At 63.5% G+C, this 23074-nt stretch carries 14 protein-coding genes; 1 reads left to right on the top strand and 13 read right to left on the bottom strand.

Features of this window, described 5'->3' with window-relative positions; genetic code table 11:
• Positions 1 to 2 precede the first annotated feature (2 nt).
• On the bottom strand, positions 3 to 1664 hold the full coding sequence (locus tag BM046_RS11475) for a BCCT family transporter (RefSeq protein WP_090539637.1): 1662 nt from the start codon (positions 1662 to 1664) through the stop codon (positions 3 to 5).
• A 241-nt stretch (positions 1665 to 1905) separates the two neighbouring features.
• On the opposite strand from BM046_RS11475, the gene metE reads away from it, so the two are divergent.
• Positions 1906 to 4197 (top strand): 5-methyltetrahydropteroyltriglutamate--homocysteine S-methyltransferase, encoded by a 2292-nt coding sequence (gene metE / locus BM046_RS11470; RefSeq protein ID WP_090539635.1) that lies wholly within the window; start codon positions 1906 to 1908, stop codon positions 4195 to 4197.
• Between the two features lie 30 nt (positions 4198 to 4227).
• On the opposite strand, the gene BM046_RS11465 is transcribed toward metE, so the two are convergent.
• The 12 genes from BM046_RS11465 to cysP form a co-directional block, all read right to left on the bottom strand.
• Entirely contained in the window at positions 4228 to 4425 is a 198-nt protein-coding gene (locus BM046_RS11465) for a hypothetical protein (RefSeq protein ID WP_090539633.1), read from the bottom strand.
• Between the two features lie 336 nt (positions 4426 to 4761).
• Positions 4762 to 6831: an exodeoxyribonuclease V subunit alpha gene (recD, locus tag BM046_RS11460; RefSeq protein WP_090539631.1), complete on the bottom strand. Its 2070-nt coding sequence runs from the start codon at positions 6829 to 6831 to the stop codon at positions 4762 to 4764.
• Positions 6828 to 10475, bottom strand: a complete 3648-nt coding sequence (recB, locus tag BM046_RS11455; RefSeq protein ID WP_090539629.1) for an exodeoxyribonuclease V subunit beta — start codon at positions 10473 to 10475, stop codon at positions 6828 to 6830. Before recB ends, recD begins: the two co-directional genes overlap by 4 nt.
• Positions 10472 to 13936 carry an exodeoxyribonuclease V subunit gamma gene (gene recC, locus BM046_RS11450; protein ID WP_090539627.1) on the bottom strand — a complete coding sequence of 1155 codons (3465 nt, stop codon included), beginning with the start codon at positions 13934 to 13936 and terminating at the stop codon, positions 10472 to 10474. The genes recB and recC overlap by 4 nt, the downstream gene beginning before the upstream one ends.
• Before the next feature lie 95 nt (positions 13937 to 14031).
• Positions 14032 to 15375: a glutamine synthetase family protein gene (locus BM046_RS11445; protein WP_090539625.1), complete on the bottom strand. Its 1344-nt coding sequence runs from the start codon at positions 15373 to 15375 to the stop codon at positions 14032 to 14034.
• A 248-nt stretch (positions 15376 to 15623) separates the two neighbouring features.
• Positions 15624 to 16859 carry a saccharopine dehydrogenase family protein gene (locus tag BM046_RS11440; RefSeq protein ID WP_090539623.1) on the bottom strand — a complete coding sequence of 412 codons (1236 nt, stop codon included), beginning with the start codon at positions 16857 to 16859 and terminating at the stop codon, positions 15624 to 15626.
• A 43-nt stretch (positions 16860 to 16902) separates the two neighbouring features.
• Positions 16903 to 18000, bottom strand: a complete 1098-nt coding sequence (gene nspC, locus BM046_RS11435; RefSeq protein ID WP_090539621.1) for a carboxynorspermidine decarboxylase — start codon at positions 17998 to 18000, stop codon at positions 16903 to 16905.
• 160 nt (positions 18001 to 18160) lie between these two features.
• Positions 18161 to 18808 carry a porin family protein gene (locus tag BM046_RS11430; RefSeq protein WP_177197848.1) on the bottom strand — a complete coding sequence of 216 codons (648 nt, stop codon included), beginning with the start codon at positions 18806 to 18808 and terminating at the stop codon, positions 18161 to 18163.
• A gap of 134 nt (positions 18809 to 18942) precedes the next feature.
• Positions 18943 to 20067 carry a sulfate/molybdate ABC transporter ATP-binding protein gene (locus BM046_RS11425; protein WP_090539617.1) on the bottom strand — a complete coding sequence of 375 codons (1125 nt, stop codon included), beginning with the start codon at positions 20065 to 20067 and terminating at the stop codon, positions 18943 to 18945.
• On the bottom strand, positions 20067 to 20930 hold the full coding sequence (gene cysW / locus BM046_RS11420; protein WP_090539615.1) for a sulfate ABC transporter permease subunit CysW: 864 nt from the start codon (positions 20928 to 20930) through the stop codon (positions 20067 to 20069). Before cysW ends, BM046_RS11425 begins: the two co-directional genes overlap by 1 nt.
• Positions 20931 to 20932: 2 nt before the next feature.
• Positions 20933 to 21799 (bottom strand): sulfate ABC transporter permease subunit CysT, encoded by an 867-nt coding sequence (gene cysT / locus BM046_RS11415; protein ID WP_090539613.1) that lies wholly within the window; start codon positions 21797 to 21799, stop codon positions 20933 to 20935.
• 14 nt (positions 21800 to 21813) lie between these two features.
• A complete protein-coding gene (gene cysP / locus BM046_RS11410) occupies positions 21814 to 22836 on the bottom strand; it encodes a thiosulfate ABC transporter substrate-binding protein CysP (protein ID WP_407920442.1) in 1023 nt (340 codons plus the stop codon).
• Between the last annotated feature and the right edge of the window lie 238 nt (positions 22837 to 23074).

The following is a 23074-nucleotide window of genomic DNA, read 5'->3' as shown; positions in this document are numbered from 1 at the left end:
GTCTAGCGCGGTTCGCTCATCAGTCCCTTGATGATGGCCACGCAGCCGGCCAGCAGTACCAGGGTAAAGGGCAGGCCGGTGGATACCGCCATGGCCTGCAGGGCCACCAGGCCACCGCCGAGCAGCAGGGCAATGGCCAGCACCCCTTCGAGAATGGCCCAGAACACCCGCTGACCGACCGGCGCGTTGATCTTGCCGCCGGCGGTGATGGCGTCGATCACCAGCGATCCCGAGTCGGAGGAGGTGATGAAGAACATGATGACCAGCACCACACCGATGAAGGAGGTAATGGCCGACAGCGGCAGCTGACCGAGCATGGTAAAGAGTTGCAGCTCCAGTGCCGCATCCCGCACCCCGGTGAAGTTGTCGCTCAGCAGCTGATCAATGGCGGTGCCGCCGAAGGCTGTCATCCACAGCACGGATACCAGCGAAGGCACCAGGGTCACCGCGATCAGGAACTCACGCACCGTGCGGCCACGGCTGATGCGGGCGATGAACATGCCGACAAAGGGCGACCAGCTGATCCACCAGGCCCAGTAGAAGGCGGTCCATCCCTGACTGAAGTTGGCATCCTCCCGGCCGATGGGGTTGGCCAGCGCCGGCAGGTAGCTGGCATAGGAGCCCAGGTTGCTGAAGAAGCCCTTGAGGATGCCCAGCGTCGGCCCGCAGATGATGACGAACAGCAGCAGCAGGAACGCCAGGCCGATGTTGATCTTGGACAACTGCTGCACACCCTTGTCCACCCCGGACACTACCGACCAGAGCGCCACGGCAGTGATGGCGATGATCAGCAGCACCATGGTCAGGTTGCCGGTGGGTATGCCGAACAGCAGGTTCATCCCTGCCCCTGCCTGCTGGGCACCCAGGCCCAGGGAGGTGACCAGACCGAACATGGTGGCGAACACCGCGAGAATATCGATCACATGCCCCGGCCAGCCCCAGACCCGCTCGCCCAGCAACGGATAGAAGATCGAGCGTACGCTCAGCGGCAGCCCCTTGTTGTAGGCGAAGATCGCCAGTGACAGGGCAACGATAGCGTAGATGGCCCAGGGGTGAAGCCCCCAGTGGAAGATGGTCGCCGCCATGCCCAGCCTGAAGGCCTCGCGGGCATCCCCTTCGGCACCGCCGAGTGGCGCCCAGTCGGTGCGCTCTCCGGAGGCGCCCAGGGTCACACCCTCGAAGGCGGCATTGAAATGCCCCAGGGGTTCGGCTACCCCGTAGAACATCAGGCCGATCCCCATGCCGGCGGCAAACAGCATGGCGAACCAGCCCATGTAGGTGTAATCCGGTACCGCTTCCCTGCCGCCGATCCGCACCTTGCCCAGCGGCGAAACAACCAGCGCCAGGCACAGCAGTACGAAGATGTTGGCGGCACTGATGAAGAACCAGGCCAGATTGCTGGTCAACCAGCCGCGCAGGCCGGTGAAGACCTCCGAGGCCTGCTCCTGCAGTGCCAGGGTCAGCAGCACGAACAGCAATATGCTGCCGCCGGAAATCAGGAAGACCTTGCTGTGGATGTCCAGACTCAGGGTGATCTGCCCGGAGAAGTTGTCCTGGCCGATCACATAGTCGGTATCGATCAGGTTGGCCTCCCCGGTCGGTGCAGGAATGCCGTCGTCATTGGTCGGCTCGGATGGAAGATCTTTCGGAGGCTGGATTGCCATGACGTACTCCTTGTAAAACGTTCTGCTTGCCGTGCTCACCTATTACTGTAGCTGCTGACGGCGAAGCCTGTGCGCCAGCTATGGTAACGCAACTTCCCGGATGGTCCCGGAAAAGGTCCCGGAACTGCGCCCAGCGCAGCTCAAACTTGAATTATTCTTGAGACGAACACAAATGGAATGAGTTTGTTTCACCATCAACCCCTGCGCACAATGCTCTCCGACTTTTTCAACGGAGAGAACCATGACCCTCGCCCATTCCCTCGGCTTCCCCCGGATCGGCCGTGACAGACAACTGAAGAAAGCACTGGAGGGGTTCTGGCAAGGCACCCTGACCGAAGCGCAACTGCGCGAGACTGGTCGCCGCCTGCGCGCAGAACACTGGCAGCTGCAGAAGGACGCCGGCATCGAACTGCTGCCGGTCGGTGACTTCGCCTGGTACGACCAGGTACTGACCCACTCGCTGATGTTCGGTGTGATACCCGAGCGCTTCCGTCCCGCGGACGGGGCCCGAGCCGATCTGCACACGCTGTTTGCCATGGCCCGCGGCGCTACCGACAGCTGCTGTGGCCATGCGCAGGAGATGACCAAGTGGTTCGACACCAACTACCACTATCTGGTACCCGAATTCACCGCTGATCAGCAGTTCGCCCTCGGCTGGGACCAGCTGTTCGAGGAGGTGGAGGAAGCCCTGGCCCTCGGGCACAGGGTCAAGCCGGTGGTACTCGGTCCGCTGACCTACCTGTGGCTGGGCAAGGTCAAGGGGAGCGACTTCGACCGGCTGGACCTGCTCGAGTCGCTGCTGCCGCTGTACGGCGAGATATTCCAGCGCCTGGCGCAGCAGGGCGTGGAGTGGGTACAGATAGACGAGCCGGTACTGGTGCTGGATCTGCCGCTGGCGTGGCGCAATGCCTTCGAACGGGCCTACAACCTGCTGCAGAAGGAGCCGCTGAAGAAGCTGGTCGCCACCTATTTCGGCGGGCTGGAGGACAATCTGGGGCTGGCCGCCGGGCTGCCGGTGGACGGTCTGCATATCGACCTGGTACGGGCGCCCGAACAGTACCCCGCCATCCTCGACCGGCTGCCGACCTACAAGGTGCTGTCGCTGGGGCTGGTCAACGGCCGCAATGTCTGGCGCTGCGACCTGGACAAGGCTCTGGCGGTGCTGCACCATGCCCACGAGCGGTTGGGTGATCGGCTCTGGGTTGCGCCATCCTGTTCGCTGCTGCACAGCCCGGTGGACCTGACCCGGGAGGACCAGCTCGATGACGAGCTGAGGAGCTGGCTGGCATTCGCCGTGCAGAAGTGCGAGGAGGTAGCTATCCTGGCCCAGGCGACCCGCAATCCCGAGGCGCCGGCCGTGCAGGCAGCGCTGGCGCGCAGTCGCGCAGTGCAGGCCGGCCGCGCAGCCTCGCCTCGTATCCACAGACCTGAGGTGCAGCAACGCCTGGCCGCCGTGAGCCGCGCTGACAGTCAGCGCACCGCGCCTTTCGCCGAACGGATCCGGCGCCAGCGTGCCCATCTGCAACTGCCGCCCTTCCCGACCACCACCATAGGTTCCTTCCCGCAGACACCGGCCATCCGCCAGGCCCGTCTGGCATTCAGGCAAGGCAGGCTCGGCGCTACCGAGTACACCGAAGCCATGCGCAGCGAGATACGCCACGCCATCCGCCTCCAGGAAGAGTTGGGACTGGATGTCCTGGTACACGGGGAGGCCGAGCGCAACGATATGGTCGAGTATTTTGCAGAACAGCTGGAGGGCTACGCCTTTACCCGCTTCGGCTGGGTACAGAGCTACGGCTCGCGCTGCGTCAAGCCGGCCATCATTGTCGGCGACCTGAACCGTCCCCGGCCCATGACGGTGGACTGGATAAGCTATGCCCAGAGCCAGACCCGACGGGTGATGAAGGGCATGCTCACCGGCCCGGTAACCATGCTGATGTGGTCCTTCCCGCGGGAAGACGTCAGTCCGGAGGTACAGGCCCGGCAACTGGCCCTGGCCATTCGCGATGAAGTGCTGGATCTGGAGGCAGCCGGGATCAGGATCATCCAGATCGATGAGGCCGCGTTTCGCGAAGGTCTGCCGCTGCGACGCGCCAGATGGCCGGTCTATCTGGACTGGGCCACCGAGGCCTTCCGCCTGAGCGCCAGCGGGGTGCGGGACGAGACGCAGATCCACACTCACATGTGCTACAGCGAGTTCAACGACGTCATCGAATCGATAGCGGCGATGGATGCCGACGTCATCACCATAGAGACGTCACGTTCGGACATGGAACTGCTGGCCGCCTTCGAGCGCTTCGCCTATCCGAATGAGATCGGCCCGGGCGTGTATGACATCCACTCGCCCCGCGTACCGAGCACGGAACAGATGGTCAGCCTGCTGCGCAAGGCAGCGCAGCGGATTCCCGCCGAGCAGCTGTGGGTCAACCCGGACTGCGGCCTGAAAACCCGCGCCTGGCCGGAAACCCGCGAGGCACTGGCCAACATGGTGGCTGCGGCTCGGCAACTCAGGACGGAACTGGAGCGCCGCTGATGCGGCGCCCCCCCTGTCAGCGGGCGCGGCTCAGGGTGTTTCGGGAGTAGCGTTGAGAATATTCAGCACATCCGCTGCGGACATGCGGTATTCCTTCATCAGGGTCTTGAGTTCGTCGGCAAATTCCCGGGTCTCGCGCTGACGCTCGGTTTTCTTGGTCGCCTCAAGCTGCGCCAGGCTGTCGGCCAGCTTGCGCTCGATTTCCCGGAACGCATTGATCTTGGTCATGCTTAACCTTCAAAGAATGGATACGTGCCTGCGGCGCACAGGGAGGCGCGGCGCGATCATGGCCACAGGAGGCCACAGGCAGTGGCAGGCGGCGATCAAGCTTGAGCAGGCAGTGATGTATTCAGAAAACAGGGCACCGTGAACAGCGGTGATCCACTTGCGGCAGCCAGGCAGGCTACCCTGATAACTGACCCTCTGTCTGCCTCCGAGTTCAGTGACATCGGGGCAGCGGGGATCGGCACAGGGATGACGTCAGAGGTGAGGCGTCACCGGTCACACGGGCTCCGGCAGACCTGCAGGAGCCCGTCGAGTCTATCATGAAAAGTCGCCGGCAAGTCAGCCCCACTCCAGCGCCAGACCACTGATACGCTGCACTGGCTGGGTCACCGCCGCCTCGAAGATGCCGCTGCGGGTTTCCACCAGTGTGAAGTGCCCGCTGGCCCGGGTGATGGCGGTGTAGACCAGCTCCTTGGTCAGCAGCGGGCTGCGGCTGTCCGGCAGCACCAGCAGCGCGTGGGCGAACTCCGAGCCCTGGGACTTGTGCACCGTCATGGCGAATACCGACTCCACGGCGGTCAGACGGCTGGGCAGCACGAAGCGCACTCCGCCGGAGCCATCGGTACGGGGAAAGGCCACCCGCAGCACCATGCGCTCGCGCTCCCCCGGCTGCAGCGCCGGCTCCCTGATCCTCAGGGCGATCCCGATGTCCCCATTCATCAGGCCGAGGGAATAGTCGTTGCGGGTGACCAGCACCGGGCGCCCCTCGTACCAGCCCACCGGCTCGGGCAGCCAGCCGCGCCGGTGCAGCAAGGCAGCGATCTGTTGGTTGAGCTGCTCCACGCCCCAGGGACCCTTGCGCACCGCGCAGAGCACCTGGAACCGATCGAAAGCCGCCAGCACCCGCTGTGCCCAGCACTCCCATTCAGGGTCCGTCGCCTCGAGGGAGTCTGCCGGGCGCTGGCGCAGCTCCTGCAGATAGGCCGTATAGCCGGGCTGACGCCCTTCCCCCAGTATCAGATCGGCCCAGCCAGCATCACCCTGCCCCTGCACCAGACGCGAACCCACATCGGCAAACCCGGAGTCCGCCAGCACCGCTCGGGCCTGCTGCGGGTCCAGCCGGTTTACTGCCCGGGCCAGCCGGCCGATACCGCTGCCGGCGCCGAACCTGTGGGAGTAGCGCAGCATCACCGTCTGCTGGGCCAGAGGCTGGCGCTGCTCATCGCCTTCCTGCAGGCCGGCCCCGGCCAGCGACTGGCCGCTGACCTGCTCCAGCCACTGGAGGGTGTTCGGGCTGTAGCAGCCCGCTTCGGCATCACGGCACAGATCACCGAGCACGGCCCCGGCTTCCACCGAGGCCAGCTGATCCTTGTCCCCGAGCAGTATCAACCGCGCCCGGGGCGGCAGCGCGTCAAGCAGACAGGCCATCATCTCCAGGTCGATCATCGAGGCCTCGTCCACCACCAGCACATCCAGCAACAGGGGATTGCCCGCATGGTGGCGGAAATGGCGGGTATCCGGCAGGCTGCCGAGCAGCCGGTGCAGCGTGGTGACCTGGCGGGGGATCTGCGCACGCACTGCCTCGTCCACCTGCAGATCACCGACCTGCCGCCCGATGGACTCGGTCAGCCGCGCTGCCGCCTTGCCGGTGGGAGCCGCCAGATGGATACGCAGCGGTTGCCCGGCAGCCACCGCCGGCGCCTGCAGCAGCGCCAGCAGACGTACTACCGTGGTGGTCTTGCCGGTACCCGGGCCACCGGTGATGATGCTGAACGCACCTCGGGCGGCCAGGGCACAGGCCAGGCGCTGCCAGTCCGGCTGCTGGGTGCTGTCGGCAAACAGGCGCTGCAGCTGTTCCGGCAGACCCTGGGGCAGCGGCAGTCTGGTCGCCAGACGTTGACGCAGAATGCTCGCCACCTGGCGTTCATAGCGCCAGTAGCGACGCAGGTACAGGCGCCGCCCCTGCAATACCAGCGGCCGCTCGCCCTGCTCGGCGGCCTGCGCATCGACCAGCGGGCTTGCGGCCAGCTGTCGGCACCAGTGGTCGGCCTCGACGCCTTGCAGCAGGTCCGAGGGCAGCAGGACGTCCCGCCCGGCCTGCTGGCCCTCCGGGGGCAGTGACAGGCTCAGGTCGGGGCTGTCCAGGGTGGCGGCCAGGTCCAGGCAGACGTGCCCATGGCCCAGCTGATGGCTGGTCAGGGCTGCGGCCAGCAGCACCAGCGGATGGGTATCCGGCTGGCTGTCCAGCAGAAAGAGTACCAGCGCTCGATCCAGCGCCCGCAGCCAGCCCACCTCGACCCACTGCTGCAGCTGATGCAGCAGCTGATCCAGAGTCAACTGCGGCGGCTCGGCGGCCACGGCATCGAGCAGATCCAGTTGCTGCCCGGCCGGCAGATCACTGCGCGTCATGATTGCACCTCCACCTGCGCCTGGCCGGTGAACAGCCGGTCCAGCGCCTCGATCAGCGCCCTGGGTGGACGATCGTGCCACAGCCCGGTGCCTTGCCCGCCGCTGCCGCGGATGAACCAGTAGAGCGCGCCGCCGACATGGCGGTCATAGTCGTAGTCCGGCAGTCTGGCGCGCAACTGGCGGTGCAGCGCCAGCAGGTAGAACACGTACTGCAGGTCATAGCGGTGTTCGAGCACCGCGGCGGTCATGGCGTCCTGGGTATAGGCCGTCGCGTCGGCCCCCAGCCAGTTGGATTTGTAGTCGACCACGTAATAGCGCCCTTCGTGCTCGAACACCAGATCGATGAAGCCCTTGAACAGGCCGTTGAGCCGATCCGCGACCAGCGCGGCCCGGGGTTGTCCTGCCAGGGTCGCACTGCACACCAGCTCATCCACCTGCTGCACCTTCACCCGCCGGGCACTGAACAGAAATTCCATCTCCACCTGATATTGCCCCGGCCGCAGATCAGCCAGCGCCAGCGCGGTGCCGGGCACCAGTCCGGGACGGGCAATCAGTGCACTCAGCCAATCCGCCAGACACTCGCTCCAGTCACCCCAGCCGCGCCTCTGGCAACGTGGTCGCAGCCGCTCCCGGCACAGCTGGGGATCGGCGAAGCGCTCGAAGCCCTCGGCCCCCGCCAGCTCGAGCAGCCCGTGGAGGAAGGTGCCCGGCTGCGGGCCCCGGGGGAAGCGGTGAATGCTCGGCGTCTCCCCCGCCCGCAGCGGCAAAAACTGCGCCCGGCGCTCGTCGTCGCCCATCTGCGCGGACAGGGGCGAGTCCGGGGTTTCTCCACCTATGGCCAAGGCGCTGTAGGAGCTGATCCACCAGTGCTCGAAGGGAGCGTGGGCCGGTGTACGCTCATGCAGCTCAACCTGTTCGGCCTGCACGGGCTGATAGTGCTGATCATCCGGCTCGGGGGCGGCTACCACATTGATGCCGTCAATCTGCTGCCAGGCGGCCAGCCAGCGCGCCAGGCCTTCCGGCTCCTGCAGTTGCTCGCCTCCGCCGAGCAACCAGGCGATGGCACTTTCATGCAGCACCGAATCCCTGGCCTGGCCCCGGCGCAGATCGGCCAGCCCCAGCCAGCAGGCATGCTGGGCTCGGGTCAGGGCCACATAGAGCAGTCGCAGATCCTCGCCCATGCGTTCCCGGTCCGCCTGCTGCAGTTGCTCGCTGTCAGGCTCCAGCACCCAGCGGGGCCGCCCGCCCTGCTGCAGGCGCACCGGTTCACCGGCACGCACGGGTCGGCTGCCGGCGATGAAGGGCAGGAATACCAGCGGGTATTCCAGGCCCTTGGACTTGTGAATGGTCACCACCTTGACCAGATCCGCGTCGCTTTCCAGGCGCAGTATCTGTTCATCGCCCCCGGCGCCATCCAGCGCCCGCTGGATGGCCTCGCTCAGGTAGCGGATCAGCGCCTGCTCGCCGTCCAGCTCGCGGGCAGCCTGCTGCAGCAGCTCGGCCAGATGCAGCAGGTTGGTCAACCGCCTTTCCCCATCACCGCGCTGCACCAGCCTGGCCGGCAGGCGGAACTCGTGCAGCAGCCGGTGCAGCATGGGCAGTACGCCCTGGCGCATCCAGCACTGGCGATACTCGCGGAACTGCTCCACCCAGCGCTCCCAGCGGCGTTCGTCCTGGTTCAGCTGTTCCAGCTCGGTCCAGCTCAGCGCCAGGGTTGCGCTGGCCAGGGCGGCGCGCAGCAGTCGGTCATTGCCCGGCTCGGCGCAGGCACGCAGCCAGCGCAGCACATCCGCCGCCTCCTGGGTGGCCAGTACCGAGTCCTTGTCCGACAGGTAGACGCTGCGTACCCCCCGTTCCGCCAGAGCCTGGCGGATGATCTGTGCCTCGCGGCCGGTGCGCACCAGCACGGCCATGTCCGCCGGACGTACCGGCACCAGCCGCTGTTCCGCATCCATGAAGCCGGTATGCCCGGCCTGGCCGCCGCGCAGCAGCGCGACCATGACACTGGCGCAGCGCTGGGCCATGTCCTGACGGTAATCTTCGGACGATATCCGCTCACCGGAGCGGTGCCACACGGTCAGGGCCGCGCCGGGACGGCCCTCGCAGGTCCAGATCTCCCGGCGCCCCCGGGCATGGACCGGCAGAAAGGGCAGCGGATTGCCGTGCCCGTCGCGGAAACGGAAGGCGCCCTCGGACCATTGCTCCTCGGCCAGTCTGAACACCCCGTTCACCGCGCTGACCATCTGCTGGCTGGAGCGGAAGTTGGTATCCAGGTTCTCGTGCCGGTCATGGGTGGCATCGCGGGCGCGCAGATAGGTATGGATGTCGGCCCCGCGGAAGGAATAGATGGCCTGCTTGGGATCACCGATCAGCAGCAGGGCGCTGTCCGGATCGTTGAGTCCTACCCGATAGATGCTGTCGAAGATACGGTACTGCAGCGGATCGGTATCCTGGAACTCGTCGATCATGGCCACCGGAAACTGCTGACGGATCACCTCGGCCAGACGCGGCCCGTTGGCACCCTGCAATGCGGTATCCAGCCGGCTGAGCATGTCGTCGAAGCCCATCTGCGCACGCCGCTGTTTTTCCTGCTCCAGCCGGCGGCCGATCCACCAGGCGGCATGCTCCAGCGCATCCTGCGCGGGATCCGGCAGCTGCGCCAGCCGCTGTTCGAGGGTAGCCATGGCGTCCAGAGCAGCACAGACGCCCGCCGGCAGCTCCAGCTGGACGCCCTTGCGGCAGGCATCCTGCAGCCCTTCGTGGGTAAAGCGCTTGAACTGCTCGCCCTTCTTGAAATCCAGAGTGCCACGGCCTTCGCACCAGGCCCGCAGCTGCTGGATACGGGGCTCGTAGATGGTCGGCTTGAGCTTGTTGCCATTGAAGCTGCCGGCCTCGCAGGCCTGGGCCAGAAAGGTCTGCAGCTCGTCCAGCCAATCGGCCCAGGGCTCGCGGATCTGCGCCAGCTGCTCCTGCGCCTGTTCGAGACGGCTGGCCAGCAGCGCCTGCAGGTCCTGCTCGACCGGACTGCCCGCCGTATCCAGCCATACCCTCACCCGCCGCGCCAGCTCGTCCGGATGGCCCCAGTGGCTGTTGATCCAGTCCAGCGCGCTGCCCTGCAACGGGTAGCAGTGGGTACGCCAGTAATCGCGCACGACCTCGGCCAGCAGTTCGCTCTGATCAGTCTCCAGCGTCTGCTCGAACAGGCTGCCGCTGTCGAAGGCGTGCTCGCGCAGCATGCGCTGGCACCAGCTGTGAATGGTGGAGACAGCCGCCTGATCCATCCATTGCCCGGCTATTTCCAGTCGATGCGCGCAGGCGGCGTGCTGCTCGGGATCCATGTCCTGCAGCAGGCCCGAGAGTATCGGGTCTGGGTCCTCCAGCTCGCCACGGAAGGCCTTGGCCGCCTGGACCAGACGGGCGCGGATGCGGTCACGCAGCTCCTGGGTAGCCGCGTCGGTGAAGGTCACTACCAGAATTTCCGGGGGCAGCAGCGGCCGCACGAAGCCGTCCACACCACCGTGGCCGATGACCAGGCGCAGATAGAGGGCGGAAATGGTGAAGGTCTTGCCGGTGCCGGCGCTGGCTTCGATCAGGCGACTGCCACGCAGCGGACAGCGCAGGGCCAGTGGTCGCTCCATGCTCATGCCGACTCCTCCACGCTCATGCTGTACTCAAGCAGTCGGTCCTGGCCGGCCTGAACCAGCGGTTGATACAGCTGCCGCGCCCAGTGCTCGAACTCCCCGGTTGCCCAGAGGCTGGCAAAGTCGGCATGGGTGCGCTGCAGCGCCGGGCTGCGTTGCACCTCGGCCACGGAATAGCCCGAGCCCTGATAGCACTCCCGGGCCCGCTGCTCGGCCTGATCTTCCCTGGCGCAGAGGTAGGCGAATGCCGTCTCCAGAGCAACCGGCAGAGGCCGGCGCATACCCTCGCGCCAGGCCGACAGCCAGGCGACGACAATTTCTTCGGCCCGCTGCGGGTCCAGCGGTGCCATCTCGACGGTGCCATTGGCGCCCACCAGACAGCTGCGCACCGTATGACCGCTGGCCGCCGCCAGCACATGCAGGCACCAGTCAGCCATCAATCGCGACCAGCGCAGCTTGCCCTTTGCATCCAGCAGCTTGCCGGGCGTCAATACCAGGCGGGTCAGGCCGTCACGGCTGGATGAGCTGCGCACCTGGCCCAGCGCACCGGTCAGCTGGATGACAGCGTCCGAACAGGCCAGTGTCAGGGGCTGCTCCAGCGGCTGATCCCATTGCTGCCGCTGCAGGCTGTAGCGCTCCAGCTGCTTGCGCAGCGGGCCGATAATCTCCTGCTGCGCCAGGCTGCCGAAGCCGGCCAGCGGCAGTTGCCCCCGCGCCTGCAGGCGGGCGGCAGCCTGCGACAGCTGCTGCTCCCAGGTCGCCCCTCCGTCAACCAGAGCCTGTTGGAGCAGCCACTGGCTGAGCTGATACCTTTCCAGCCCATCCAGGGCGAAGGGCTCGTCGTCCTCTATGCTGTCTTGCTCCTCACGCAGGAAGGCCTTCAACCGCCAGGCGAAGAACTGCTCCACCGGATTGCGCAGAAACCGCTGCAGCAGGCTGGCATCCAGGGGCGCGTCCGGCAGCAACTCCTCCAGCGGCACATCCGCCTGCTCTTCACCCGCCTCGGCCCGATGCAGCAGGCGCCACTCACCCGCATAGCTGAACAGATCACTGCGCCCCTCGAAGTAGCGCCGACTGAAGGGTTGCAGGGGGTGTTCGGTAGTCAGCGCGGCCAGCAGGTCGCCGCCGCCGTCCAGCTGCCAGCCGGCCGCCAGATGATCGCGCAGCTGCCCGACCAGCACCGAGGGCGGACGCTCGGTGTTGTCGCGGATGCTGCGACCGACCCAGCTGATGCTCAGTACATCCCGTGCCGACAGCAGTGCTTCCAGCAGCAGATAGCGGTCATCCTCGCGCCGGGAGCGGTCACCGGGGCGATAGTCGCGGGCCATCAGATCGAAATCCAGCGGCGGCTGGGCGCGCGGGTAATCGCTGTCATTCATGCCCAGCAGATAGACATGGCGGAAGGGAATGGCGCGCATCGGCATCAGCGTGCAGATGTTGACCGCCCCCGCCAGAAAGCGCTGACTCAGCGAGGGCTGCCCGACCGCCGAGAGCCAGGCTTCGGCCACCACGTTCAGCGGCAGCGGCTCATCCAGCCCGACCGAGTCACAGAGCTCGAGCCAGTGCTCCAGCGCTTCCTGCAGCTGCGCCAGCAGCAACTGGTCCCGCTCGCTCTCGGCCAGGAAGAAGTCCTCGAGCAGGCGCAGCAGGCGCTCGGCCCACAGAGCCGGCGACAGGGACTCGCCCAGCACCTGTTCATGCCGATCCAGCCGCTCGAGCAGCTGCGCCAGCGGGCCGACCAGTGCCGCGTCCAGCCCACCGACCTCGTCATAGGGCTCCACGCCCTGCCAGGCGGGAGCATCCCCGCTGACATAGCCCAGCAGCATGCGCCGCAAGCCGAAGCGCCAGCTGTTGGCTTCCAGCCCGGCCGGCAACCCCCGGGCGGCCCGCCGCTGCTGGTCCAGGCCCCAGCGCACGCCGGCCCCACGAATCCAGCGCTGCAGCACCGGCAGGTCGGCTTCGGTGAGCTGCAGTCGATGCCGCACGGCCGGCACATCCAGCAGGTCCAGCACCTCGCTCACGCTGAGGCGGCTGTCCGGCAGCCGCAGCAGGTGCTCCAGGGCGATCAGCACGGGCTCGCGACCACGCTGGCCCTGATCGGCGAGGGTAAAGGGGATATGCCGGCGATCGTCGGTCGGGTACTGGCCGAACACCGCCTGCACGTGGGGCGCGTAGGTATTCACGTCCGGCACCATGACGATCACATCCCTGGGTCGCAGCTGCGGGTCCCGGGCGAAGGCGTCCAGCAGCTGGTTGTGCAGAATCTCCACCTCCCGCTGGGCGCTGTGGGCCACCTGGAAACGCAGTGAGCCATCATCCGCCGACACCGGCGGCCAGCGTTCCCGGGTCTCGGCCAGGGGACGCAATTCGAGGATGTCCTGCTGCAGCTGCTGCAGCAGGCTGTCACCTGGGGGCGGCTCGAACAGATCCACCCGGCCGCCGTTGATGGCCGCGAACCGCGCTTCGTAGCTGGCGCGCTCGTCATGCTGGTCAAGCAGGTTGATATAGTCACGCCCCTGCTTGCCCCAGGCCGCCAGCAGCGGATGGGCATGCTGATGCAACAAGGCCTCATCCAGCTCGAGCGGCACCCCCGGGCGCCGCTGCTGGCGGCGATACTGATGCCGCAGCAGGTCCTGGTCGGCAACGATATCGCCCCAGTGGTACTGGCAGGGGTTGAGCACCGCCAGCAGTACCTGACTGAAACGCCCCATGACGGCCAGCGCCTCCAGTGTCTGGGCCGGCAGGGAGGAGATACCGAAGACCACTACCCGCCGGGGCAATCCCGCCGGACGTTGATCAGCGCCGAGCATCTGCTCGACAAATCGCGGATGGATACCGGCGCGGCTGTCACTCAGGCGCTCGGCACCGACATCCGCCAGCACCGCCCGCCAGAGCGCAGGCTGCCAGCAGGACTCCGCCTCCAGCGGCAGCAGGCCCTCCCTGGCCAGACCTATGCGATCCTGCCCCTGAGCCCAGTCGTTCAGCCAGTCGGCCCGGTACACCTGATACTGGTCGAAAAGATCCGCCAGACGCTGGGCCAGCTGATAGCGCTTGCGACAATCCGCATCATCGGCGAGGAACCGCTGCAGCGGAGCAAATGATGGCTGCGACAGCAGGCCCGGCAGCAGCCGCATCAGACGCCAGGTCAGCGGTTCCTTGTCCAGCGGGGACATCTCGGGCACGGCTTCCCGACCGAGCACGTTGCGGTAGGCATCCCAGAGAAAACGCGCCGGCAGCTGCACATCCAGAGCCGCGGCAATGCCGCAGCCACCCTGCTCCGGATCCGCCGCCAGCGCCATCTGCAGCCACTGGGCGATGCCGTTGCTCTGCACCAGCATCACCTCGTTCTCCAGCGGCCCCAGCGGGTGGGCGCGCAGCCAGTCGACGACCAGCTCACGCAGGCTTTCCAGGCGATTGCCGTGGATGATCATCAGACCGGGAGTCAGATCCGGGGTGTGTGACATGGAGGCTCCGTTGATTCAGTCCATGGACAGGGCGCTTTCCACAGCCTACCAGCAACCTGCGACATTGTGTGTCGTGGGGGCATTGCCCCTGAAAGCTACACCTGGCTCAGATATCGCCGCTCCCACGGACTGATCTCGTCCAGAAAGCTCTCCAGCTCCAGTTGCTTGCAGGCCAGGTAGCCGTCAATGAATTCGGGGGTGAAGAAATCCCGGGCCACTTCACTGACCTGCAGACGGCGGATGGCCCGATGCAGGGTGCAGCTCAGGCGCAGATCGTCCGGGACCTCGAAATCACCCTGGGCAGGCAGATCGGGATGCAGCTGGCGCTCTATGCCGTGCAGTCCGGCGGACAGGGTGGCGGCAATCGCCAGGTAGGGGTTGGCATCGGCCCCGGGTACGCGATTCTCCACCCGCCGGGCAGCAGGGTCGCTGGAAGGCACCCGCAGACCGGTACGCCGGTTGTCCTGGGACCAGCACAGGTTGTTTGGCGAAGCATAGACATGGCAGTAACGCTGATAAGAGTTGACGTTGGGCGCCATCAGCAGGATCAGATCGCCGAGCCCGGCCTGCAGGCCGCCCAGGTAATGCGCGAACAGCTCGCTGGCCTCTCCGGTATCGGGATTGGTAAAGATGTTCTGTCCCTGCCCATCGACCACACTCTGATGGATATGCATGGAAGAGCCTGGCATCTTCGACAGCGGCTTGGCCATGCAGACCGCAATCAGTCCATGTTTGAGGGCAATTTCATGGAGCATGAACTTGAACAGGAAGGTCTGATCGGCAATCAGCAGCGGGTCGTCATGGATGAAATTGACCTCGTACTGGCTCAACCCCATCTCGTGCATCACCGCCTCACAGGGAATGCCCAGCGCGGCCATACCCTCCTTCAACTCGGTGAAGAAAGGCTGCAGTGCATGCGCCGAACCCGCAGCAAAGGCCTGATTGCCCACCTCCCGACGACCATCCAGTCCTACCGGCGCCTGGAACGCCTGCTGCACATCGGGATTGTGCTCGAACAGGTAGAACTCGATTTCGGTAGCCACCTTGGGGAACCAGCCACGGCTCCGATAACGCTCGACCACCCGCTGCAGCATGCTGCGGGAAGACAGGCGCGAGGGCGTTCCATCCATTTCCAATGCTTCGCACAGCGCCAGGGCGCGGGGCTGGGCGGTCCAGGGGGTCACATGCACCTGCTCCGGAATGCTGTGCAGGATGAAGTCGCTGTCATCGTATCCGTAGTAGCGCGGCTCCGGGTACTCCCCGGTCAGACACTGCACCAGTACGCCGTGGGCCATCTGGACCCGCCGTCCCTGCAGATAGGGCTGGGCGTTGACCAGCTTGCCGCGCGGAATTCCGTTCATGTCGGGAATCACGCACTCGACCTCAGCAATACCAGCCAGACGCTCGGACAGCGTCGGCGCCACGGATAGGGACGTCATGTGAAAGAACCTTGTTGCGACAGCTACCTGCCCGGAAAGTCGTCGATATTACCCCATCAGGCCGCCGGTGAATAATCCGACCATCCCCCTGCTCCGTTTTTTCCGCACATCCGCGGGTTGGGCTGAGCCTCGGATGCTGACGGCAATCTGCTGGATGTACGCCAGAAACCCAGGGACTGGACTGACAGTCATAAACGACAATCCCCGGCCGAGGCCGGGGATTGTTCAGGTTACACGAGCGCCAGGGCTCAGTAGCTCAGCGGGCGATCGCCCTCCTCGTCCTTGATGCGGGTCGGCAGACCGATGTCGTTGAGCAGATTGATGAAGGGCTTGCAGTCCAGCTCTTCGACGTTGACCATCTTCTGCACATCCCATACGCCCTGGGCGATGAGGATGGCCGCAGCCACCGGCGGAACCCCGGCGGTGTAGGAAATACCCTGGCTGCCCACTTCCTCGTAGGCTTCCTTGTGGTCGGCCACGTTGTAGATGAAGATTTCCTTGTCCTTGCCGTCCTTCTTGCCCTTGAGAATGTCACCGATGCAGGTCTTGCCGGTATAGTTCGGGGCCAGCGAGGCCGGATCGGGCAGCACGGCCTTGACCACTTTCAGCGGCACCACTTCCAGACCTTCAGCGGTGGTCACCGGCTGCTCGGAAAGCAGCCCCAGGCTGTTGAGCACGGTGAAGACGTTGATGTAGTGGTCGCCGAAGCCCATCCAGAAGCGGATGTTGGGTACATCCAGGTTCTTGGACAGCGAGTGCAGCTCGTCGTGACCTGTCATGTAGCTGGTACGCTTGCCCACCACCGGCAGATCATCGGTGCGCTTGATCTCGAACATCTTGTTCTGCACCCACTGGCGGTTCTGCCAGCTCCAGACACGACCGGTAAATTCGCGGAAATTGATCTCCGGGTCGAAGTTGGTAGCAAAATAGTGCCCATGATCACCGGCGTTGATGTCGATGATGTCGATATCACTGACGCTGTCGAAATATTCCATGCCCAACGCCGCATAGGCGTTGACCACGCCCGGGTCGAAGCCCACACCGAGAATGGCCGTCACCTTGTTCTCTTCGCAGAGCTCCCGGCGCTTCCACTCGTAGTTGGCGTACCACGGCGGGGTTTCGCAGATCTTGTCCGGGTCCTCGTGGATGGCAGTATCGAGGTAGGCCGCGCCGGTCTCGATACAGGCCTGCAAGACCGACATGTTAATGAAAGGCGATCCGACGTTGATGACCAGCTGCGACTGTGTCTCGGCGATCAGGGCCTTGGTCGCTTCGATATCCAGCGCGTCCAGGGCATGAGCCTGCAATTCACCAGCAGTTTTCAGGCTGCCCTTTTCCCGTACGCTGTCGACGATCTTCTGACACTTCTCGACAGTACGTGAGGCGATGTGGATGTTACCCAGTATGTCGTTGTGCTGAGCGCACTTGTGCGCCACCACCTGGGCAACCCCTCCGGCACCAATAATCAGAACGTTTCTTTTCATTACTTTTCCTCTATACGCCTCCTTGGGCTTGGGGACCATGACCTCAGGAGAGGCCGCTTTCAAAGTCGTCGTAGCCAAACTCGCGTACCAGCTCAACTTCTCCGTTGAGGTGGCGTACGGCAATGGATGGCATCTTCACACCGTTGAACCAGTTCTTCTTGACCATGGTGTAACCAGCTGCATCAATGAATGACAGACGGTCACCCACTTGCAGTTCCTGGTCAAACCGAAACTCGCCGAAGATATCCCCGGCCAGGCAGGACTTGCCGCACACCATGTATTCATGGGGACCATCGCAGGGGGCCATCTTCGCCGACTCGCGATAGATCAGCAGGTCCAGCATGTGAGCCTCGATGGAGCTGTCGACAATTGCCAGCTGTTTGCCGTTGTACAGCGTATCCAGCACCGTCACTTCCAGCGAGGTGCTGTTGGTGATCGCCGCTTCACCCGGCTCCAGATAGACCTGTACACCGTATCTCTCGGCAAAGGCCTTGAGACGGACACAGAGGCGATCCAGCGGATAGCCTTCGCCGGTGAAGTGGATACCACCACCCAGACTCACCCACTCGACTCGCTCCAGCAGCGAGCCGAAGCGCTCCTCGATCTTCTGCAGCATGCTGTCGAACAGGTCGAAATCACTGTTCTCGCAGTTGTTGTGGATCATGAAGCCGGAGATCAGAGGCATCACCTGTTCGACCTTGTCAGCATCCCACTCGCCCAGACGGCTGAACGGTCGTGCCGGGTCGGCAATCAGCCAGTCGGAACTGCTGACCTGGGGATTGAGGCGCAGGCCACGCACATGGTTGGCAGAGGCGTCCGCAAAGCGCTGCAGCTGACCGATGGAGTTGAAGATGATCTTGTCCGAGTGAGCCAGCACTTCTTCTATCTCATCGTCGGCATAGGCGACGCTGTAGGCATGGGTTTCCCCGCCGAACTTGCGCTTGCCCAGCTTGACCTCGTACAGGGAGGACGAGGTGGTGCCGTCCATGTACCGGCTCATCAGATCAAACACCGACCAGGTGGCAAAGCATTTGAGAGCGAGCAGCGCCCTGGCCCCGGAGTGCTCGCGCAGATAGGCGATTTTCTCCATGTTGCGCAGCAGCTTGCTCTTGTCGATCAGGTAATACGGCGTCTTGATCACGATGATTGGCCCTCAATCGGTCCGGCGCAGGGGCCGGGCATTACGCAAACGCGCGATTATAGAGCAAAGGGGGAACGTATTGGGGGAATTTCGACCGCCAGCGCGGTAGCCGGGGGCCGGATGATAAGACAGCCCGGGCGCGCACCCGGGCTGCTGGACATCAGAAGTTGTAGCGCAGGCCGATGGAGGCGAAGTCTACATCGTATTCGTCAGCCACGTCCTGATAGCGCTCAATCTCGGCCGCCAGCTCAACCTGGGGAGTAAATGCGTAGGAAGCACCTATGCCGTACGAAGTGACCCATTCCTTCTCGGAGTCACTTTCCTTCATTGAAAAACCGCCATCAGTAACTTTCAGAGAAGCTTCAGTTTCCAACTTGTGATAACCCACCTTGCCGAAAAGCTTGAAGCGATCAAAAGGCAGCGAGCCAACCAGGTTCATGCCGTAGCCATCGGTTTTACCCGTCATTTTCAGGCTCATGGTATCAACCCCGTCGGTGATGGAAGCCTTGTACTCAGGAGTCCCAAGGTCGATATATTGAAACTCGACCGCGATATGCTGATTTAACTGAATACCGGCACCGATCTTGAAGGCAGTATCCTTGTCATCCCAGGATGATCGGAACCCAAAGCCAAAGTCGTCAGCGAAGGCTGCTGCTTCAGCATCGAGATCTTTTATAAATCCCGGTTTATCAGCTTCAGCCTGACCGATATTACCAAACAGATAACCGTTGACCTGATTATCCGCCGCCTGTACTCCCGTCACCATCAACCCGGAAACCAGTACCGCCAACAAAGATTTACGCATCATGCATTTGCTCCAAAAACTCCTTTGTGGCCGTCCCCATGACAGCCCCCTTGCAACGCACCGAAAAAGAGCGCCCTGCCATGGTAGCACCGGAAAAAATAATGTCATCCCGATGACATTCCAATATCACGACTGGTTCATATCATCGCGGCGGGGTCGTCCATCTCCCCCGCTTCCCAGCGAAGGGTATGGGGTGTATGGGCATCGACCTCGATAAGGTGGGCGACCTGCGGCACAGCGAAGCATTGGTCGCCACGCTGGGGCTGCCAGGTATTGAACTGGGCGTGGGTGATGCCCACCTCCCAGGGTTCTTCACTGGACCAGCCAACCGGGGACAGCTCCAGCCGAACCTCTGCGCCGACCAGACTGACCGATTCGATGCGCAGCGGAAGATGGGCGTGTGCGGCGGGAGTCGTCTGCAATCGCACCTCGTGGGAGCGCATGTACAGCTGCAGGCTGGTGGCGCCGGCTGCGTCCGGCAAGCGAACCCAGGCATCCCCCTGGCGCAACGTGCTGTCCGATCTTTCGCCGCGGAATACGTTGACCTGACCCAGAAAGTCGAACACGAAGCGACTGGAAGGTTGGGCATACAGTTTCTGCGGGGTGTCCACCTGCTCGATCTTGCCCGCACTCATGACCGCGACCTGATCGGAGAGCTCCAGTGCCTCCTCCTGATCATGGGTCACGAACACGCTGGTGAAATGGAATTCCTCATGCAGGGTACGCAGCCAGCGGCGCAGATCCTTGCGCACCTTGGCGTCCAGCGCGCCGAAAGGCTCGTCCAGCAGCAGTATCTGCGGCTTCATGGACAGCGCCCGAGCCAGGGCAATACGCTGCTTCTGTCCGCCCGACAGCTGCGCCGGGTACCGGTCGGCCAGATGTCCGAGCTGAACCATTTCCAGCAGCATCTGCACGCGCTTGTGTATTTCGGCGGCCGGCGGCCGTTCGCGGGATGGCAGAACATCCAGCCCGAAAGCCACGTTCTGCGCAACCGTCATGTGGCGGAACAGGGCGTAATGCTGAAATACGAAACCAACGCGCCGCTCGCGCACGTGCAGCCGGGTGACATCCTCGCCATGGAACAGAATGCGCCCCTCATCAGCCGATTCGAGCCCGGCGATGATGCGCAGCAAGGTCGTCTTGCCTGAGCCTGAGGGCCCGAGCAACCCCACCAGCTGGCCATCCGGGATCTCGAGGGAGATGTTCTTCAGCGCCTGAAAGGAACCGAAGTTCTTGGTGATACCTTCAATGGAAATACTCATCAGCGACCATCCGATAATTCAGCCAGGGGGGCACGCTGTCGGGCCTGGCGCCACTCCACAAAACTCTTGACGACAATGGTGATCAGGGCAATGCCGGCCAGCAGAGAGGCGGCGGCAAAGGAACCCACCACGTTGTAATCCTGGTACAGCAGCTCGATGTGCAGCGACAGGGTATTGGTCTCACCGCGGATATTGCCCGACACCACCGAGACCGCACCGAACTCACCGACCGCACGCGCATTGGTCAGCACCACGCCGTATAGAAGTGCCCACTGGATGTTGGGCAGGGTGATACGCCGGAACAGCTGCCAGCCGGTGGCACCCAGTACCACCCCGGCCTCTTCCTCCTCGCGGCCCTGCTGCTGCATCAGCGGGATAAGCTCCCGCGCCACGAAGGGGCAGGTAACAAATACCGTGACCATGACGATGCCCGGCCAGGCAAACATCAGCTGCACCTCGTTGTCCATCAACCAACTGCCGATCCAGCCGTTGCTGCCGTACAGCAGCAGATAGAGCAATCCGGCCACAACGGGCGAGACGGCAAAGGGAATGTCGATCAGCGTGATCAGCGCCTTGCGCCCGGGAAACTCGAAGCGGGTTACCAGCCAGGCGAGGAACACCCCGAACACCAGATTGATCGGCACCGTGAGCGCTGCCACCAGCAGCGTCAGGCCGATGGCATGTCGGGTGTACTGGTTGGTCAGATTGTCCCAGTAGTTGCCGGCACCGGCGGAAAACGCCATATCAAAAATCAGCACCAGCGGAATTACCAGCATCAGCAGCGTAGTGATGATGGCCAGACCGATCAGCGTCCATTTCACCAGCGGCTGATCGCCGGCACGCATTGTTCGACGTTGCTGCATGATTATCTCCCGTGCAACCGGCGCAGATAACGCGCCTGCCAGAGGTTGATCGCCAGCAGCAGCAACAGCGACGCCATCAGCACCACGGAGGCAATGGCGCTGGCCGCGGCATGGTCGAACTCCTGCAGCCGCACGAAGATCATCAGGCTGGTGATTTCGCTGACGTAGGGCATGTTCCCGGCAATGAAGATGATCGCGCCGAATTCACCCAGGCTCCGGCAAAAGGACAGGCCGATGCCGGTCAGCAGCGCCGGCCAGATAGCAGGAAAGAGGATGCGCCGGAATACCGTCCAATCGGATGCACCCAGGCTGACGGCCGCCTCCTCGTCCTCCGGGGCCTGATCCTCGAGCACCGGCTGCACCGTGCGCACCACGAATGGCAGGCTGGTGAAGGACATGGCCACGATGATACCCAGCGGCGTAAAGGATACCTTGATACCAAGCAGATCAAAGTACTGGCCATACCAGCCATCCTGAGCAAAGAGCGCGGCCAGTGTGATGCCGGCCACCGCCGTGGGCAGCGCGAAGGGCAGGTCTACCAGCGCGTCCATGATGCGCTTGCCGGGAAACTCGTAGCGCACCAGCACCCATGCCAGCAGCAGCCCCACCAGGGCATTGATCACCGAGGCCAGCGCGGCGGTCCACAGGGTGACCTTGTAGGAAGCGACCACCCGCTCGTCGGTGATGACGGCCCAGTACTGGTCCCAACCCATCCCCGCTGTATGAGCGATAAGGCCGGTGACCGGCAGGATGAGTACCACACTGATGAAGAACAGCGAAATACCGAGGCTCAAAGCAAAACCCGGCAAGACACGCTTGCCGGGTTGGCTGGAACGGCCTGGCAACAGGCCGGATAAAGATCGATTCATCTGAGGAAGGCTAATTACCGACGTTGGAGTTGGTCAAGTTTACCACCGCTGGCGAAATGTTCCTTCATCACGTTCTCCCAGCTGCCACCGATCTGCTCGACGGACACCAGTTCCAGCTCCGGGAAACGGTCAGCAAACTCGGTCTTGACCTTCTCATCATGCACCCGGTAGTAGAAGCCGGCGATCAGACGCTGGGCCTCCTCGGTGTACAGACCTTCAAGGTAGGCCTTGGCCAGCTCCTCGGTACCGTTGTGCTTGACGCTGCGATCCACCCAGGTAACCGGGAATTCAGCCAGGAAGCTGATCTTGGGTACCACTACCTCATAGTCCGGGTTCTCGGCGGCAATGTTGTTGACCTCGGATTCGAAGGTCAGCAATACATCACCGATACCGCGCTCGATGAAGGTGGTGGTGGCACCGCGACCGCCGGTGTCGAATACAGCCACGTTGCCGAGGAAGGTACGCAGGTAGTTGTCGATGGCAGCCTTATCCTCGCCAAAGGCCTTCTGAGCGTAGGCCAGGGCTGCCAGGTAGCTGTAACGGCCATTACCCGAGGTCTTGGGGTTGGGCAGTACCGAGCTCACGTCATCACGTGCCAGGTCGTCCCAGTTCTGGATGTTTTTCGGGTTACCCTTGCGCACCAGGAATGCCATGGTCGAATAGTAGGGCGAGCTGGCATTGGGCAGACGGTCACGCCAGTCTTCCGGGATCAGGTTGCCGCGCTCGTGGAGGATGTCCACGTCGGTCACCTGGTTGTAGGTCACCACATCGGCCCGCAGGCCCTGAATGATGGCCTGAGCCTGACGGGAGGAGCCAGCATGGGACTGCTTGATCTCCACGCTCTTGCCGGTCTGTTCTTTCCAGTTCTCCACGAACAGTTCGTTGTAGGCAGAGAACAGCTCACGGGCAATATCATAGGAGGAATTGAGCAGCTCCTGATCAGCCGCCTGGGCTTGCCCCATCGACAGACCAGCACTCAGCATCAGGGCTCCACCCCAGCGGCTGGCTCGCTTGAACAGGGAAAGACGACTTGTCATAAATATTCCTCCAAGTGCTGGCAACAGCATGATTCAACTGAAGGAAGAGCATAACGAAGGCACCTTCTTATAACAATATCTACCTTATACCGTTTTGCTTAGCATCTAAAACGATAAAACATAAGCCGCACGCGTCGAATCGACAAAGAAAAAACCCCGACCTGTTTCCAGATCGGGGTTTTCTATTTGGTGCTTGACGATGACCTACTCTCACATGGGGAAGCCCCACACTACCATC

Source organism: Halopseudomonas formosensis, assembly GCF_900115905.1.
GTDB classification, from domain to species: domain Bacteria; phylum Pseudomonadota; class Gammaproteobacteria; order Pseudomonadales; family Pseudomonadaceae; genus Halopseudomonas; species Halopseudomonas formosensis.
This window is presented reverse-complemented; position numbering and strand designations above follow the sequence as displayed.